The organism is Streptomyces sp. NPDC087270 (assembly GCF_044744625.1).
In the GTDB taxonomy this organism is placed as follows: domain Bacteria; phylum Actinomycetota; class Actinomycetes; order Streptomycetales; family Streptomycetaceae; genus Actinacidiphila.
The window spans coordinates 657075-672372 of sequence record NZ_JBIUYR010000002.1; the positions used below are offsets into that span (position 1 = coordinate 657075).

General features: G+C 72.2%; 21 protein-coding genes and 1 tRNA gene. 7 read left to right on the forward strand and 15 right to left on the reverse strand.

What is annotated here, in order from left to right; all coding sequences use genetic code 11:
* Positions 1–100: 100 nt before the first annotated feature.
* Together ACIPAE_RS06270 and ACIPAE_RS06275 are read right to left on the reverse strand one after the other, a co-directional pair.
* A complete protein-coding gene (locus tag ACIPAE_RS06270; RefSeq protein ID WP_328474117.1) occupies positions 101–400 on the reverse strand; it encodes a co-chaperone GroES in 300 nt (99 codons plus the stop codon).
* 49 nt (positions 401–449) lie between these two features.
* Positions 450–776, reverse strand: coding sequence for a DUF3618 domain-containing protein (locus ACIPAE_RS06275; protein ID WP_329369115.1), 327 nt, complete (start codon positions 774–776; stop codon positions 450–452).
* A gap of 99 nt (positions 777–875) precedes the next feature.
* Here ACIPAE_RS06275 and bcp point away from each other — a divergent pair, with 99 nt between their 5' ends.
* The 4 genes from bcp (at position 876) to ACIPAE_RS06295 (ending at position 2806) form a co-directional block, all read left to right on the forward strand.
* Positions 876–1367: a thioredoxin-dependent thiol peroxidase gene (gene bcp / locus ACIPAE_RS06280; protein ID WP_402443207.1), complete on the forward strand. Its 492-nt coding sequence runs from the start codon at positions 876–878 to the stop codon at positions 1365–1367.
* 66 nt (positions 1368–1433) lie between these two features.
* Positions 1434–2054 carry an HNH endonuclease gene (locus ACIPAE_RS06285; RefSeq protein WP_402443209.1) on the forward strand — a complete coding sequence of 207 codons (621 nt, stop codon included), beginning with the start codon at positions 1434–1436 and terminating at the stop codon, positions 2052–2054.
* The gene (locus ACIPAE_RS06290) at positions 2051–2725 is read left to right on the forward strand and encodes an HNH endonuclease (RefSeq protein WP_402443211.1); all 675 of its coding nucleotides are present in this window, start codon (positions 2051–2053) and stop codon (positions 2723–2725) included. The genes ACIPAE_RS06285 and ACIPAE_RS06290 overlap by 4 nt, the downstream gene beginning before the upstream one ends.
* Positions 2726–2731: 6 nt before the next feature.
* Positions 2732–2806 (forward strand) — tRNA-Leu (locus ACIPAE_RS06295).
* A 48-nt stretch (positions 2807–2854) separates the two neighbouring features.
* Here the strand turns inward: ACIPAE_RS06295 and rdgB are convergent.
* The 4 genes from rdgB to ACIPAE_RS06315 all read right to left on the reverse strand — a co-directional run bounded on the left by rdgB (position 2855) and on the right by ACIPAE_RS06315 (position 5238).
* Positions 2855–3460, reverse strand: coding sequence for an RdgB/HAM1 family non-canonical purine NTP pyrophosphatase (rdgB, locus tag ACIPAE_RS06300; protein ID WP_329369110.1), 606 nt, complete (start codon positions 3458–3460; stop codon positions 2855–2857).
* A gap of 7 nt (positions 3461–3467) precedes the next feature.
* Positions 3468–4037 (reverse strand): hypothetical protein, encoded by a 570-nt coding sequence (locus ACIPAE_RS06305; protein WP_402443214.1) that lies wholly within the window; start codon positions 4035–4037, stop codon positions 3468–3470.
* A 188-nt stretch (positions 4038–4225) separates the two neighbouring features.
* On the reverse strand, positions 4226–4960 hold the full coding sequence (rph, locus tag ACIPAE_RS06310; RefSeq protein ID WP_328464521.1) for a ribonuclease PH: 735 nt from the start codon (positions 4958–4960) through the stop codon (positions 4226–4228).
* Positions 4961–5004: 44 nt separating this feature from the next.
* Positions 5005–5238, reverse strand: coding sequence for a PTS glucose/sucrose transporter subunit IIB (locus tag ACIPAE_RS06315; protein ID WP_328464523.1), 234 nt, complete (start codon positions 5236–5238; stop codon positions 5005–5007).
* A 605-nt stretch (positions 5239–5843) separates the two neighbouring features.
* Between ACIPAE_RS06315 and ACIPAE_RS06320 the strand changes: the two genes are divergently transcribed.
* Positions 5844–7118 carry a PTS transporter subunit EIIC gene (locus tag ACIPAE_RS06320; protein ID WP_329369106.1) on the forward strand — a complete coding sequence of 425 codons (1275 nt, stop codon included), beginning with the start codon at positions 5844–5846 and terminating at the stop codon, positions 7116–7118.
* 8 nt (positions 7119–7126) lie between these two features.
* Here the strand turns inward: ACIPAE_RS06320 and ACIPAE_RS06325 are convergent, their stop codons facing one another.
* The 8 genes from ACIPAE_RS06325 to clpS all read right to left on the reverse strand — a co-directional run bounded on the left by ACIPAE_RS06325 (position 7127) and on the right by clpS (position 12660).
* Positions 7127–7879 carry an MBL fold metallo-hydrolase gene (locus tag ACIPAE_RS06325; protein WP_328464527.1) on the reverse strand — a complete coding sequence of 251 codons (753 nt, stop codon included), beginning with the start codon at positions 7877–7879 and terminating at the stop codon, positions 7127–7129.
* A gap of 262 nt (positions 7880–8141) precedes the next feature.
* Positions 8142–9092: a cysteine synthase gene (locus tag ACIPAE_RS06330; RefSeq protein ID WP_328464529.1), complete on the reverse strand. Its 951-nt coding sequence runs from the start codon at positions 9090–9092 to the stop codon at positions 8142–8144.
* Positions 9092–9418, reverse strand: a complete 327-nt coding sequence (locus tag ACIPAE_RS06335; protein ID WP_329369103.1) for a MoaD/ThiS family protein — start codon at positions 9416–9418, stop codon at positions 9092–9094. Before ACIPAE_RS06335 ends, ACIPAE_RS06330 begins: the two co-directional genes overlap by 1 nt.
* Before the next feature lie 132 nt (positions 9419–9550).
* Positions 9551–9640 (reverse strand): putative leader peptide, encoded by a 90-nt coding sequence (locus tag ACIPAE_RS06340; protein ID WP_328464533.1) that lies wholly within the window; start codon positions 9638–9640, stop codon positions 9551–9553.
* Between the two features lie 85 nt (positions 9641–9725).
* Positions 9726–10136, reverse strand: coding sequence for a M67 family metallopeptidase (locus ACIPAE_RS06345; protein ID WP_328464535.1), 411 nt, complete (start codon positions 10134–10136; stop codon positions 9726–9728).
* Positions 10137–10167: 31 nt separating this feature from the next.
* Positions 10168–11709: an amino acid permease gene (locus ACIPAE_RS06350; RefSeq protein ID WP_402443219.1), complete on the reverse strand. Its 1542-nt coding sequence runs from the start codon at positions 11707–11709 to the stop codon at positions 10168–10170.
* 82 nt (positions 11710–11791) lie between these two features.
* Entirely contained in the window at positions 11792–12355 is a 564-nt protein-coding gene (locus tag ACIPAE_RS06355) for a DUF2017 domain-containing protein (protein ID WP_329369101.1), read from the reverse strand.
* Entirely contained in the window at positions 12355–12660 is a 306-nt protein-coding gene (gene clpS, locus ACIPAE_RS06360) for an ATP-dependent Clp protease adapter ClpS (protein ID WP_328464539.1), read from the reverse strand. The genes ACIPAE_RS06355 and clpS overlap by 1 nt, the downstream gene beginning before the upstream one ends.
* Before the next feature lie 178 nt (positions 12661–12838).
* Here clpS and ACIPAE_RS06365 point away from each other — a divergent pair, with 178 nt between their 5' ends.
* Together ACIPAE_RS06365 and ACIPAE_RS06370 are read left to right on the forward strand one after the other, a co-directional pair.
* On the forward strand, positions 12839–14170 hold the full coding sequence (locus tag ACIPAE_RS06365) for a nicotinate phosphoribosyltransferase (RefSeq protein WP_402443220.1): 1332 nt from the start codon (positions 12839–12841) through the stop codon (positions 14168–14170).
* Between the two features lie 182 nt (positions 14171–14352).
* The gene (locus ACIPAE_RS06370) at positions 14353–14949 is read left to right on the forward strand and encodes an isochorismatase family protein (RefSeq protein WP_402443222.1); all 597 of its coding nucleotides are present in this window, start codon (positions 14353–14355) and stop codon (positions 14947–14949) included.
* Here ACIPAE_RS06370 and ACIPAE_RS06375 read toward each other — a convergent pair.
* On the reverse strand, positions 14933–15247 hold the full coding sequence (locus tag ACIPAE_RS06375; protein WP_328464545.1) for a hypothetical protein: 315 nt from the start codon (positions 15245–15247) through the stop codon (positions 14933–14935). The two genes, ACIPAE_RS06370 and ACIPAE_RS06375, sit on opposite strands and share 17 nt — an antisense overlap.
* Positions 15248–15298: the final 51 nt, after the last annotated feature.

Sequence of the window (15298 nt, forward strand, 5' to 3'; positions counted from 1 at the left end):
AGCAGACCCGCCTGACCGGCAGAGCGGCTGACCGGCCTGACCGGCACGCAAGGCAACGCCCCCGGCCGGCAGCGGCCGGGGGCGGACAGGGCGGGGGGTCCTACAGATACAGGCCGGTCGAGTCGTCGCCCTGGAGGCGTTCGGCGGCCACGGCGTGCAGGTCGCGCTCGCGCATCAGGACGTACGCCACGCCCTGCACCTCCACCTCAGCCCGGTCCTCCGGGTCGAACAGCACCCGGTCGCCGACCTCGACGCTCCGCACGTGCTGGCCGACCGCGACCACCTCGGCCCAGGCCAGCCGCTTCCCGACGGCCGCGGTCGCCGGGATCAGGATGCCGCCGCCACTGCGGCGCTCGCCCTCACCGCTGTCCTGCCGCACCAGAACGCGGTCGTGCAGCATGCGGATGGGCAGCTTGTCGTGTGCACTCTTCGAACTCACGCCGACGAACCTACCGGCGACGGCGCCACACGGTGAGACCGACCACCGCGGCCGCGACCGCCGCCCCGGCCACCGCGACCGGCACGATCCGCTCCATCCGCGGCGCGCCGTCCTCGTCGACGAACTGCGCCCGCGCCCGGCTGACCGCGCGGTTGGCCGCGACATAGGCCTGCCCGACCGTGTTGTCCAGCGCGGACACCGCCTTCGCCTTGGTGTCCCGCATGATCGTGACCGGGTGGACCCGGACCGCGATCTCGTCAAGCGTCACCGCGAGGTCCTGCCGCCTGCGGGCGATATCCGCCTCGATCTCAGCGGCCGTCCTGGCACCTTCCGACACCGCACTGCCTCCATCGCCTGATTAGGTAGCGTTCGGACAGTCTGTCAGTACGACGCGGCCCGCGCCTCGTCGGCACCCCCGTTTGCCCCAGGAGCCTTCATGTCCGACCGTCTCTCCCCCGGCGACACCGCCCCCGCGTTCACCCTGCCGGACGCCGACGGCAACCCGGTCTCGCTCGCCGACCACCTCGGCCGCAACGTGATCGTCTACTTCTACCCCGCCGCCCTCACCCCCGGCTGCACCAAGCAGGCGTGCGACTTCACCGACAACCTCGCGGTGTTCGCCGACGCCGGCTACGACGTCCTCGGCATCTCCCCCGACAAGCCGGAGAAGCTCGCGAAGTTCCGCGACAAGGAGTCCCTCAAGGTCACCCTGCTCGCCGACCCCGACCGCAGCGTCCTCACCGCGTACGGCGCCTTCGGCGAGAAGACCATGTACGGCAAGACCGTCACCGGCGTCATCCGCTCCACCCTCGTGGTCGACCCGGAGGGCAAGGTCGCGCACGCCTTCTACAACGTGAAGGCCACCGGCCACGTCGCCAAACTCCTCCGCGACCTGAAGGTCTGCCCCCCACCCACCCCCGCCACGTAACCCCCACCCACCGCCTTCGTTGACCCGTACGAGAGTACGAACACGCGCACGGTTGCGGAGGCGGCCATGGCAGTCAGGTACACCCGCGAGCTCTTGGAGGAGGCGGCTCGCGAAGCGCACATCGACGACGCGGTCCGCCACTGCGGAGGCCGTCCGACGCCGGGCAGCCGACGCTATCTACGGCTGAAGATGGCGGAGGCGGGTATCGACATCACCCACTTCGCCACCCAGCGGACCAGACATACCGAGGACAGGCTGCGCGCCGCGGTGGCGGCGTCGACAAGCGTCAAGGGCGTGGTTTTCCACCTCGGTATCAGCCAGGTCGGCGGCAACCAGACGCACATCAGCCGCCGGATCACCGCGCTCGGCATCGACACCTCGCACTTCGCGCCGCCGCCCCAACGCGCCCCGGGTGCCCGGCGGGAGGGCCCGCTGCGGCTGGGCGACCCGTCCCGGGGCAGGGTTCCCGGCCGCCGGCTGCGCGGCGCGCTGGTGCGGTCGGGCGTGCCGCAGACCTGCGCGATGTGCGGCATCGGCACGGAGTGGAACGGGAAGCCGCTCACCCTCGAAGTCGACCACCTCAGCGGAGAGTGGTGGGACAACCGCCGGGAGAACCTGCGCTTCCTGTGCCCGAACTGCCATGCGGTCACCGACACGTACCGCGGCCGCAGCCGCGGCATCCGATGAGCGCGCCACGGTTCGACCGCGAGCTACTGGCGCGGGAAGCAGTGGACTGCACCAGCCTCGCGCAACTCCAGGACCGTCTCGGCCTGCCCTCCGATCCCGTCTCGCGCAGCGGCCTGCGCCGGAGACTGACGCGCTGCGGCGTCGACACCGCCCACTTCACCGACCTACGCGGCTACGGCCAGGAGCTGATCGGGCGGGAGGTGCTCACGGCTGCCGTCACGGCGTCCAGCAGCGTCAGCGGCGTGCTCAGAGCACTGGGCCTACGGTGCGACACCACGGGACGCAGGCGGGTGAGGAGAAGTCTGGACGCGCTCGGTATCGACACCGCCCACTTCACCGGGCAGCAGCACTTCCTGGGAAGCGTGTCACCGAACCGGAAGCCCGCCGAGCAGATACTCGTCCGGCGCCGTGCAGGCGCGAGCCGCACCGGGACGAGGATGCTCAGGCGCGCGTTGGACGACATCGGGGTGCCGCGGGTCTGCGCCGAGTGCCGCACCGGTGAGCTGTGGCAGGGCCGACGCCTGGTCCTGGAGATCGACCACATCAGCGGCGACCCGCTGGACGACCGCCGTGAGAACCTGCGGTACCTGTGCCCGTCGTGCCACAGCCAGACCGCTACGTTCGGGCGCCGGTCCGGCCGTGCGGGGGACGCCCGCGACGAAGTAAAGTAACGCGGCGGGCCCGTACCCCAGCAGGCTAGAGGGCACCGGTTTAGGTCCGGCGTGTCGTGGGTTCGAGTCCCACCGGGCCCACCGCTCGGGCGCGGCATCCCATCCGTGGATGCCGCGCTCTCGGCGGGCTCAGCCGAGGAGTTCGGTGAGCATCGGGACCAGCGCCCGGAACGCCTTGCCGCGATGGCTGATCGCGTTCTTCTCCGCCGCACTCAGCTCCGCACAGGTCCGCTCCTCGCCGTCGGGCTGGAGGATCGGGTCGTAGCCGAAGCCACCGGCGCCCGCCGGGGCGTGCCGGAGGGTGCCGCGCAGCCGGCCCTCGGCGACGCGGGTGGTGCCGTCGGGCAGCGCGAGGGCGGCGGCGCAGGCGAAGTGGGCGGCGCGGTGCGGGTGTTCGATGTCGCCGAGCTGGGCGAGCAGCAGGTCGAGGTTGGCGAGGTCGTCGCCGTGCTTGCCGGCCCAGCGGGCGGAGAAGATGCCGGGCGAGCCGCCGAGCACGTCCACGCACAGCCCCGAGTCGTCGGCGACCGCGGGCAGCCCGGTGGCCTCGGCGAGGGCGCGTGCCTTGAGCAGCGCGTTCTCGGCGAAGGTGACCCCGGTCTCCTTGACGTCGGGGATCTCCGGGTAGGCGTCGGCGCCGACCAGGTCGTTGTCAAGGCCGGCCTCGGTGAGGATGGCCCGGAGTTCGGTGACCTTGTGGGCGTTGCGGGTGGCGAGCACGAGACGGGTGGTCATGGACCGATTATCCCTGGGCGCAGACCGCGGTGAGGTGGCCGGCGGCGCTGCCGACGGGGCGCAGGTCGGGGTTGTGGCCGTCGGCGGCGCTGGTGCGGGCGCGGCGAACCGAGGCGGACAGGTCGGAGACGGCGTGGCTGACGTCGGGGTCGTGGCGGCGGTCGCCGATCCGGTCGAGGTCGGTCTGCACCTTGTCGAGGGCCTTGACGGTGGCCTTGCGGCGGCTGGGGTCGGAGACCTGGCCGATGTTGGTGGCGTTGCTCTGCAGGTCCTGGACGTCGCCGGCGACGGTGGCGGCGGTCTTGGCGCAGTCCAGTGCGCGGGTGACGCCGTGGCAGGCGGTGAGGGTCGCGGCGAAGAGCAGGGCGGCGAGCGGCAGGACGGCGGCGCGGGTGCGTAAGAAGCGGCCGGTTCGCCTGCCGTGGGCGGGTGCGGCGCCTGTACGGCGTTCGGCGCGGGTGGCGCGTAGGACCCGTATGGCGTGGGCGCGTACGGGGGCGGTGGCCCGTATGACGTGCGCGGATACGAAGCGGGCGGTGCGTGGGGCGGTGCGAACGGCGGTGCGGCGGCGGTTCATTGCGGTGATCCCTCCCCGGCTCCGCGCGCGGCGGCGTACCACGCGCATCTGTAGACACGCGGCGTGCGCAGGGAGGGTTGCCCCCGAACTGGGGTGCGGGCGCAGATAGGGGTGGGGTGTGGGTAGGGGGTGCGGGGCGCGGAGAGGGGTGCTCTCCGCGCCCGGTGCGGGGCCGCCGGCCGGAGCCGTCAGTCGGCCACGGTGGCCAGGGCCGCCTGCTGGAGCTTGCTGAGGTCGGCGCAGCCGCCGGTGGCGAGTGCGAGCAGCGCGTCGAGTTCGGCCCGGTCGAAGGGCGCGCCCTCCGCGGTGCCCTGGACCTCCACGAAGCGGCCGTCCCCGGTGCAGACGACGTTCATGTCGGTCTCCGCCTTGACGTCCTCCTCGTAGGCGAGGTCGAGGACGGGGGCGCCGTCAACGATGCCGACGCTGACGGCGGCGACGGTGCCGGTGATCGGCTTGGCCTTGAGCCGTACCAGGTGGTTGGCCTGCATCCAGGCGACCGCGTCGACGAGCGCGACGTAGGCGCCGGTGATCGCGGCGGTGCGGGTGCCGCCGTCGGCCTGGAGGACGTCGCAGTCGAGGACGATGGTGTTCTCGCCGAGCGCCTTGTAGTCGATGACGGCGCGCAGTGAGCGGCCGATCAGCCGGGAGATCTCGTGGGTGCGGCCGCCGATCTTGCCGCGGACGGACTCGCGGTCGCCGCGGGTGTTGGTGGCGCGCGGCAGCATGCTGTACTCGGCGGTGACCCAGCCCTCGCCGCTGCCCTTGCGCCAGCGCGGTACGCCTTGGGTGGCGCTGGCGGTGCAGAGCACTCGGGTGTCGCCGAAGGCGACCAGGACGGACCCTTCGGCGTGTTTGCTCCAGCCCCGCTCGATGGTGACGGGGCGGAGCTGGTCGGGGGTGCGGCCGTCGAATCGTGACATGCGGTTGAGCCTATCCGGGTGAGCGGCCGCCTCTGTCCCCGCACTTACATCATGTCGTCGATCTCCCCGGCGATCGGGTCCGCGTCGGTGCCGATGACGACCTGGATCGCGTTGCCCATCTTGACCACGCCGTGTGCGCCGGCGGCCTTCAGCGCGGCTTCGTCGACGCGGGTGGGGTCGACCACTTCGGTGCGCAGGCGGGTGATGCAGCCCTCGACCTCTTCGATGTTGTCGATTCCGCCGAGCCCGGCGACGATCTTCTCTGCCTTGGTGGCCATCTGCTTCTCCTGTTGTCCTGGCCCGCCGGGCGCTTCCCGTGCCCACCGGGACCCGCCGGCGGGTCGGTATGTTTCCGTTATGTCACGTTAACCCACGGTTGGCCCTGTTTCACGGGTGGTGAAGGCCCGCCCGGAGCGTCCCTTCCGGCCTCCGACGACCCCGTCCGCGGGGCGCTCTCCGCGGCGACGGAACGCGCCGGAGCGCAACCAGTGGTTTAGACCACTGTACGCGACCGACCCGATCGGGCCGCCGCAAGGGAGCCGCGGGAGCGATCGCTCACGCCGCCGACTACGACCCGGCCACCCGGCCGCGCCCGTCGCCGATCGTCGGCGCCCGCTTCGCGCTGGTCTACTATGTTCTCGTCCGCTTTGCCGCTCCCCCTTTCGACCCGGAAACGCCCGGTCGGGAGCCCGAGGAGCCGGGCGGGCGGAGAGCGCGCCGACGGCGACGGATGGACGACGTCGGGCAGCGCCGGGCGGCGGCGGGCCGGCCGGCCGATGTGGCGCAGCACATACGGAATCAAGGATTCCGCTCCCTCCGCCTCACGTGTTACAAAGGTCTACACCACTTAGTGGTATAGACCTGTCCCCACGGAGGATTCTCGATGAGTACGGCCACCGCTCCGGCCCCCGCGGCTCCCGCGGCCCCCGCGAAGAAGCGGGGTTCCGGCCTTTTCCAGGGCCTGCAGAAGGTCGGCCGCAGCCTCCAGCTCCCGATCGCGGTGCTGCCCGCCGCGGGCATCATGGTCCGGCTCGGCGCCGACGACGTCTTCGGCAAGGACGGCCTGGGCTGGGGCAAGGTCGCCACCGTCTTCAGCAACGCCGGCGGCGCGCTGACCGGGGCGCTGCCGCTGCTGTTCTGCATAGGCGTGGCGATCGGCTTCGCCAAGAAGTCGGACGGCTCCACGGCGCTCGCCGCGGTCGTCGGCTTCCTCGTCTACAGCAAGGTGCTCCAGGCGTTCCCGGTGCACGACGCGGTGATCAACACCACCGCCAACAAGGGCGTGGACGTGGCCGCGGTCTACAACGACCCCGGCGTGCTCGGCGGCATCATCATGGGGCTGCTCTCCGCGGTGATCTGGCAGCGGTACCACCGCACCAAGCTGGTGGACTGGCTCGGCTTCTTCAACGGCCGCCGGCTGGTGCCGATCCTGATGGCCTTCGTCGGCCTGCTCGTCGGCGTCTTCTTCGGCCTGGTCTGGGAGCCGATCGGCAACGGCATCACGCACTTCGGCGACTGGATGACCGGTCTCGGCGCGGGCGGCGCGGCGCTCTTCGGCGGCGTCAACCGCGCGCTGATCCCGGTCGGCATGCACCAGTTCGTGAACACCGTCGCCTGGTTCCAGCTCGGCGACTTCACCAAGCCCGACGGCACCGTCGTGCACGGCGACATCACCCGGTTCCTGGCCGGCGACCACACCGCGGGCATGTTCCAGTCCGGCTTCTTCCCGATCATGATGTTCGGCCTGCCCGCCGCCGCGCTGGCCATGGCGCACACCGCGCGGCCCGAGCGCCGCAAGGCCGTGCTCGGCATGATGGTCTCGCTCGCCCTGACCTCGTTCGTCACCGGCGTCACCGAGCCGATCGAGTTCTCCTTCATGTTCATCGCGCCGATCCTGTACGCGGTGCACGTCGTGCTGACCGCCGCGTCGATGGCCGTCACCTGGGGCCTGGGCGTGCACGCCGGCTTCAACTTCTCGGCCGGCTTCATCGACTACGTGCTCAACTGGAACCACGCCACCCGGCCATGGCTCATCATCCCGATCGGCCTGGTCTTCGCCGCGGTCTACTACACCGTCTTCCGGTTCGCGATCGTGAAGTTCGACCTCAAGACACCGGGGCGTGAACCCGTGGAGGAAGTCGAGGATCTGACGAAGTAGTCGCTCCGTCAGATCTCGTAGACCGCGCCCGCCTTCGCCAGTTCCACCGGACCGGCGAAGGCGGCCTGCGCGTCCCGGAGGTTCACCGACGGGTTGGTCCACGGCGGGATGTGGGTGAGCACCAGCCGGTCCACACCCGCGCCCTCGGCGATCTGCCCCGCCTCGCGCCCGTTGAGGTGCAGGTCGGGGATGTCCTCCTTGCCGTGGGTGAAGGACGCCTCGCACAGGAACAGGTCCGCGCCCTCGGCCAGGCCGCGCAGCGCCTCGCACGGTCCGGTGTCACCGGAGTACGCCAGCGTCCGGCCGTCGGCCTCGATCCGGAAGCCGTACGCCTCCACCGGGTGGCTGACCGCGGCCGTGGTGACCTCGAACGGGCCGAGCCGGAACGCGCCGGGCCGCAGCGTGCGGAAGTCGAAGACCTCGCTCATGCACTTCTCGTCCGGCACGTCGCCGTAGGCGATGCTCAGCCGGCGCTCGGTGCCCGCCGGGCCGTAGACCGGGATCGCCGAGACCGGGCCGCCCTCGTGGCGGTAGTAACGGGCCACGAAGTAGCCGCACATGTCGATGCAGTGGTCCGCGTGCAGATGGCTCAGCAGCACCGCGTCCAGGTCGTACAGGCCGCAGTGGCGCTGGAGTTCGCCCAGCGCGCCGTTGCCCATGTCGATCAGCAGCCGGAAGCCGTCGGCTTCGAGCAGATAGCTCGAGCAGGCCGAGTCCGCGGACGGGAACGAGCCCGAGCAGCCGACGACGGTGAGGTTCATCGCGGGGTACACCTCCGAGGGCGCGGCGCATCGCCCCGATCCGGCTCCTAGGTGGCGGACTCCCGCCACGTTCTAGGAAGGGTAAAGCGGGCGGCTGCGCAGCGCGCTCTTACGGGCACCGGTTGTGGGCGGAATCACCAGTCCGGGTCACCCCGAACCCGGCTGCGAACGCGACCCGCCCCCGCGTACCCCGCGGGGAGCGGGTCACCGTGCTAGGGCCCGGGTGGAAGACGGGCGGCCGCGGGCCCGCTCACCTGTGAGCCTACGCCCAGAGCTGGCCGTGCAGCGCGGCGACGGCCTCTTCCGTGGAGGCGGCGGTGTAGATGCCGGTGGACAGGTACTTCCAGCCGCCGTCGGCGACCACGAAGACGATGTCCGCCCGCTCGCCGGCCTGCTCGGCCTTGCGTGCCACGCCGAGTGCCGCGTGCAGCGCCGCGCCGGTGGAGACCCCGGCGAAGATGCCCTCCTCGGACAGGAGTTCACGGGTGCGGCGGACCGCGTCCTGCGAGCCGACCGAGAAGCGGGTGGTCAGCACCGACTCGTCGTACAGCTCGGGCACGAAGCCCTCGTCGAGGTTGCGCAGGCCGTAGACGACGTCGTCGTAGCGCGGCTCGGCGGCCACGATGGCGACGCCGGGCACCTTCTCCCGCAGGTAGCGGCCGACGCCCATCAGGGTGCCGGTGGTGCCCAAGCCCGCCACGAAGTGGGTGATGGTCGGCAGGTCGGCGAGGATCTCCGGGCCGGTGGTGGCGTAGTGCGCGCCGGGGTTCGCCGCGTTTCCGTACTGGTAGAGCATCACCCAGTCGGGGTGCTCGGCGGCCAGCTCCTTCGCGACCCGCACCGCGGTGTTGGAGCCGCCGGCCGCGGGCGAGGAGATGATCTCCGCGCCCCACATGGCCAGCAGCTCGCGCCGCTCGGAGGAGGTGTTCTCGGGCATCACGCAGACGATCCGGTAGCCCTTGAGGCGGGCCGCCATCGCCAGCGAGATGCCGGTGTTGCCGGAGGTCGGCTCCAGGATGGTGCAGCCGGGGGTGAGCACGCCCTCCGCCTCGGCCCGCTCGATCATGTGCAGCGCCGGGCGGTCCTTGACCGAGCCGGTGGGGTTGCGGTCCTCCAGCTTCGCCCAGACGCTCACCTGCTCCGACGGCGACAGCCGGGGCAGGCGCACCAGCGGAGTGTTGCCGACCGCGGCCAGCGGGCTGTCGTACCGCATCAGCGTCGGCCGGCCGGCGCGGCCGCGGTGCGCGCGGCCGGGTCGGGGGCGCCCGAGCCGCCGGCGACGGCGGGCAGGATCGTCACGCTGTCGCCGTCGGCGACCTTGGTGGCGATGCCGTCGAGGAAGCGGACGTCCTCGTCGTTGAGGTACACGTTCACGAAGCGGCGCAGCTCGCCGCCGTCCACGACGCGGTCGCGCAGACCCGCGTGGCGGGAGTCGAGGTCGGTGAACAGCTCGTCGAGCGTGGTCCCGGCACCCGGCACGGCCTTCTGGCCGTCGGTGTACGTGCGGAGGATGGTCGGGATGCGGACCTCGATGGCCATGACTGCGCTCCTGTGAGTACGGACGAAGCTGGGTGGGTGGCGCCGGTCTGGAGCCGGGGTGGTTCCGTGCGGGCCGTGCGGGTGCGGTGCCGGACGGCGACGAGCGGTGTGCCGCCCGGGCGGCGGGCGCGCTCAGGCGCGCGGACACGCCGCGCTGGTACGGCGGCACAGGTCGACGTGCAGCCGCGCCACGAGCAGCGCGCCGGGCGCCGTGTCGCTCATGAGTCGCTCACACCGAGGAGAACCATGGGGTCATCGTATCGATTCCCTTGCCCCGTCCGGCTGGTCCGTCCCAGTATCCGGAAGCTCACGACGTGGAAGGCACTACTTCGACCGGTTCTTCGGTGACCTGGCCGTCCACGATGCGGAACGAGCGGAACTGGAACTCCTCCGCGGTGGAGACCAGTACGTAGTGCGCGCCGGGCTCGTTGGCGTAGGAGATGTCGGTACGGGAGGGGTACGCCTCGGTGGCGGTGTGCGAGTGGTAGACGATCACCGGCTCCTCGTCGCGGTCGTCCATGTCGCGGTAGAGCCTGAGCAGGTCGGTGGAGTCGAACTCGTAGAACGTCGGCGAGCGGGCCGCGTTCAGCATCGGCACGAACCGCTCGGGGCGGCCGCTGCCCTCCGGCCCCGCCACGATCCCGCACGCCTCGTCGGGGTGGTCGGCGCGGGCGTGGGCCACGATCGCGTCGTACAGGTCCTGGGTGATGGTGAGCATGCGGGAAAAGTAACAGGGGCCGGCCCGGCCGCTACACCGCCGGGGTGCCCGGAAGTCCGCCGGACTCCCCCGCCGCCGGGTCCGCCGCCGGCTCCTCCGCGCTGCCCGCTCCCGGGTCCACCGCCGGGTCCGGCGGCGGCAGGTGCGGGCGGCGGGCGAACGCCGCCGGGTCGCGCCGCTTGAGCACCCGGTAGCCGGCGCCGAGCAGCGCCGCCCACAGCGGCACCCCGTACAGCGACACCCGGGCGTCGGAGTCGAGGCCGATCAGCACCATGACCAGCGCGAGGAAGGCCAGCGCGCACCAGCTGGCGGCCGCTCCCCCGGGGGCGGTGAACCACGCGGGCGCGGCCTGCCCGGCGCGTACGGCGGCGCGGTAGCGGATGTGCGCGGCCAGGATCACCGCCCAGGTCCACACCGCGGCCACCGTGGCGAACGCGGTGATGTAGGTGAACGCCCCTTCGGGGTCAACGTAGTTGATCCACACCCCGATGCCCATCACGGCCACCGAGGCGAGCGTGCCGAGCGCCGGGGTGCGGCGGGCGGTGAGCCGGTCGAAGGCGCGCGGGCCCTGCCCGTTGGCGGCCAGGTCGCGCAGCATGCGGCCGGTGGAGTACATGCCGGAGTTGCAGGACGACAGCGCGGCGGTGAGCACCACGAAGTTGACCACGCCGGCGCCGAACGGGATGCCGATCTTCGCGAAGGCGGCCACGAACGGGCTGACCCCCGGCTGGAACTCCGTCCACGGCACCACGCACAGGATCACCGTGAGCGCGCCGACGTAGAACAGCACGATCCGCCACGGCAGCGTGTTGATCGCCTTGGGCAGGGTCCTGCGCGGGTCGCGGGCCTCGCCCGCGGTGACCCCGACGAGCTCGACCGCGAGGTAGGCGAACATCACCATCTGCAAGGTCAGCAGCGAGTGGCCGACCCCGTTGGGGAAGAAGCCGCCGTCCCGCCACAGGTGGCCGACCGACGCGGTGTGCCCGGCGGCGGAGACCCCGAGGGTGAGCACGCCGACGCCGATCAGGATCATCCCGAGGATCGCGGTGACCTTGACCGTCGACAGCCAGAACTCGATCTCGCCGAAGAGCCGCACCGACACCAGGTTGGCGGTGGCCAGCAGCAGCAGGAACACCAGCGCGGCGGTCCACTGCGGCACCCCCGGCCACCAGTAGTTGACGTAGGTGGCCGCGGCGGTGACCTCGGCCATGCCGGTGACCACCCACATCAGCCAGTACGTCCAGCCGGTGACGTAGCCGGTGAACGGGCCGAGGAACTCCCGGGCGTAGTCGGCGAAGGAGCCGGAGACCGGGCGGTAGGTGAGCAGTTCGCCGAGCGCGCGCATGATGCAGAAGATGACCGCGCCGGCGACGGCGTACATCAGCAGCAGGCTGGGGCCGGCCCGGTGGATCGCGCTGCCGGCGCCCAGGAACAGGCCGGTGCCGATGGCGCCGCCGATCGCGATCATCTGGATCTGCCGGCTGCCCAGCCCGCGGGTGTAGCCCTCCTCGCCGGTCGCCGGCCCGCCCTCCGGGCCGTCCGACACGGGCCGCACGCGCGTTTCGTCCACCATGGGCGGATACGTACCCCGCGGCGGCGTCCGCGCGGCGGGTGGGACCGCCGCTAGTCCGCACGTCACCGGAAAGGGCGAAGGGTCAGCGCAGCAGCGTCTCGACCAGGCTCTCCTGCAGGCCGCCGAGCCACAGGTACGCCATGACCAGCGGCTTGCGGGGGTCGCCCTCCGGCAGGTGGTACAGCTCGTCGGCCTCGTCCTCGGTGACGCCGAGCCGGGTCCCTATGGTCAGCCGCAGGTCGTTGAGGGCGCCGAGCCACTGCCGGGCCTGGTCCTCGGTGAGCTTGAGCACCGGGCCGCCGGCGTCGAGCACGCGGATCATCGCCAGCGCGTCCTCGCGCTTGCGGGCCCGCAGGTCGTTCTCGGTGAAGCGGCGGAACTCCGAGGCGTCCTCGGTCTCCTCGTAGGCGTCGGGGAAGAGCCGGGCCAGCGCCGGGTCGTCCGGCGGCTTGGTGGGGCCCTCGGCGAAGAGCTGCGCGAGCGGGTCGTCGTCGGCGTCGGCCGGCTGGTCGCCCGGCCCGACCAGTTCCAGCAGCTGGACGGCGAGGCTGCGCAGGATCGAGATCTCCACCTCGTCCAGCGTGATGGTGGCGCCGCCGCCGCGGACCGGCTCGAAGGAGCCGGCACGGCCCCGTCGGCGCGCCATCAGCGGTCCTGCGACAGCGTCGCCCACAGGCCGTAGCCGTGCATCGCCTGCACGTCCCGCTCCATCTCCTCGCGCGTGCCGCTGGAGACCACGGCCCGGCCCTTGTAGTGGACGTCCTTCATCAGCTTGGTGGCCTTGCCCTTCGAGTACCCGAAGTACGTCTGGAAGACATACGTCACGTAGCTCATGAGGTTGACGGGGTCGTTGTGCACGAGGGTCACCCAGGGCACGTCCGGCTCGGGGACCACCGAAGGGGCCTCGCTGGACTCGGTGCGCTCGATCTCGGCAGGTGCGACGCTGCACATCGGGGTCCCCCCGGCCGGAGGCTGGGGGAGCGTCCTCGCAGGGACGGTCAGAGACGGGTGGGCACTCACAGGTTCCATGCTGCCGCTCCGTGGGGCCGTCGCACAAATGGGCGTGTGAGGGGGCACACACCCCGCGACATCTCGTCAGTTTGACGAAATGCGGGGTAGCATCGTCGCCATGAGCACAGCAGACCTGGCACTGCCGGTGGACGTGCCGTCCACCGCGCTGTTCACCGACCGGTACGAGTTCACCATGCTCCAGGCGGCCCTCAGCAGCGGCGCCGCGCACCGCCGGTCGGTCTTCGAGGCGTTCACCCGGCGACTGCCGGAGGGGCGGCGGTACGGCGTCGTGGCCGGCACCGGCCGGGTGCTGGACGCGGTGGAGAACTTCCGCTTCGACGCACCCGTGCTGGAGTTCCTCGAACGGGAGAAGGTGGTGGACGCGGCGACCCTGAAGTGGCTGGCCGACTACCGCTTCACCGGCGACATCTGGGGCTACCCCGAGGGCGAGGTGTACTTCCCCGGCTCGCCGATCCTGCGGGTGGAGGGCAGCTTCGCCGAGGCGGTGCTGCTGGAGACGGTGATCCTGTCGATCCTCAACCACGACTCGGCGATCGCCGCGGCCGCCTCCCGGATGGCGGTGGCGGCCGGCGGGCGGCCGCTGATGGAGATGGGCGCCCGGCGCACCCACGAGCTGGCCGCGGTGGCCGCCTCGCGGGCCGCCTACGTCGGCGGTTTCCGCTCCTCCTCCAACCTCGCCGCGGGCTTCCGCTACGGCCTGCCCACCATCGGCACCAGCGCGCACGCCTTCACGCTGCTGCACGACACCGAGCGGGACGCCTTCACCGCCCAGGTCGAATCCCTCGGCCGCTCCACCACGCTGCTGGTCGACACCTACGACCTGACCGAGGCGGTGCGCACCGCCGTGGAGGTGGCCGGGCCCGAGCTGGGCGCGGTGCGGATCGACTCCGGGGACCTGCTGCTGCTCGCCCACCGGGTGCGGCAGCAACTGGACGACCTCGGCGCGAAGGACACCCGGATCGTGGTCACCTCCGACCTCGACGAGTACGCCATCGCATCGCTGGCCGCGGCCCCCGTGGACGCGTACGGGGTCGGCACGTCGCTGGTGACCGGCAGCGGGCAGCCCACCTGCGCCATGGTCTACAAGCTGGTCGCCCGGGCGTCGGTGCCGGACCGGGCCGACGCGCCGCTCACGCCGGTCGCCAAGAAGGCGCTCGGCGGGAAGACCAGCGTCGGCGGCCGGAAGTGGGCCGCCCGGCGGCTGGACGCCGACGGGGTCGCCGAGGCCGAGGTGATCGGCAGCGGGCCGGTTCCCGCGGAGCTGGCGGACCGGCAGTTGCTGGTCCCGCTGGTGCGCAACGGCAAGGTGGTGGGGCGCGAGCCGCTCGACGCGGCCCGCACCCGGCACATCGCCGCGCGGGCCGGGCTGCCGCTCTCCGCGACCCAGCTTTCGCGTGGCGAGCCGGTGCTCCCCACGGAGACCCGGTAGGACCCCGCCCGTCCCCGCCCCGGCCCTCCCGGAGCCGGGGCAGGGGCGCCGTCGCGGAAGACGTTCACCGATCAGGGGCGCGGCGGGGGTGAACGACTCCCGGACAGGCGCCCCGGGCCTGGTTGGCGCGGGGCTTCCGCAATACGCTCGGTAGTCCGGAACGGTGAACCCTCGGAGAGACCATGCACCGCGCACTGATCGTCGTCGACGTGCAGAACGACTTCTGCGAGGGCGGCAGCCTCGCGGTGGAGGGAGGCGCGGACGTGGCCGCGGCGGTCACGGACCTGATCGGCCAGTCCGCCGGGACGTACCGGCACATCGTGGCGACCAGGGACCACCATGTGGACCCGGGCGGCCACTTCTCGGACCACCCGGACTTCGTGACGTCGTGGCCGCCGCACTGCGTCGCGGGCACCGAGGGTGTCGGGTTCCACCCGAACTTCGCGCCGGCGGTGGCGTCGGGCGCGGTGGACGCCGTGTTCGACAAGGGCTCCTACGCGGCGGCGTACAGCGGCTTCGAGGGCGAGAACGAGAACGGCGCCGCCCTGGCCGAGTGGCTGCGCGAGCGGGAGGTCACCGAGGTGGACGTGGTGGGGATCGCCACCGACCACTGCGTACGGGCCACCGCGCTGGACTCGGCCCGCGAGGGCTTCAGGACGCGGGTGCTGCTGGACCTGACCGCGGGGGTGGCCGCGGACACCACCCGGCAGGCGCTCGTCCGGCTGCGGGAGGCCGGCGTGGAGCTGCGTGGCGAGCCGGCGGCTACGGGCGGGGCGTGACCCGGTTCAGCGCGGAGATGGGGTGCCAGGGGTCGCCGCCCCGGGCCCGGTACTCGCGCCAGACCAGGCCGTCCGGGTGGTGGAGCACCGCGGAGACCTCGTCGGGGGTGGGCGGCTCGGCGTTGCCGGACAGCCGCGCACCGCGAAAGCCCAGGTTGCTGAGGCGGGTCAGGGCGCGCTGGCGGTTCAGGGCGTGCACGACCACCCGCACGGTCAGCTCGGGACACGCCGGGTGCGGCAGGCCGAGCGCCACCACGACCGTGCCGCCCGGGAGCTTGATGAAACCTCCGACCGCCATGTGCACATCTTGTGCGCATCGGCCGCCGCCCACCAGGGGACGGCGGCCGAA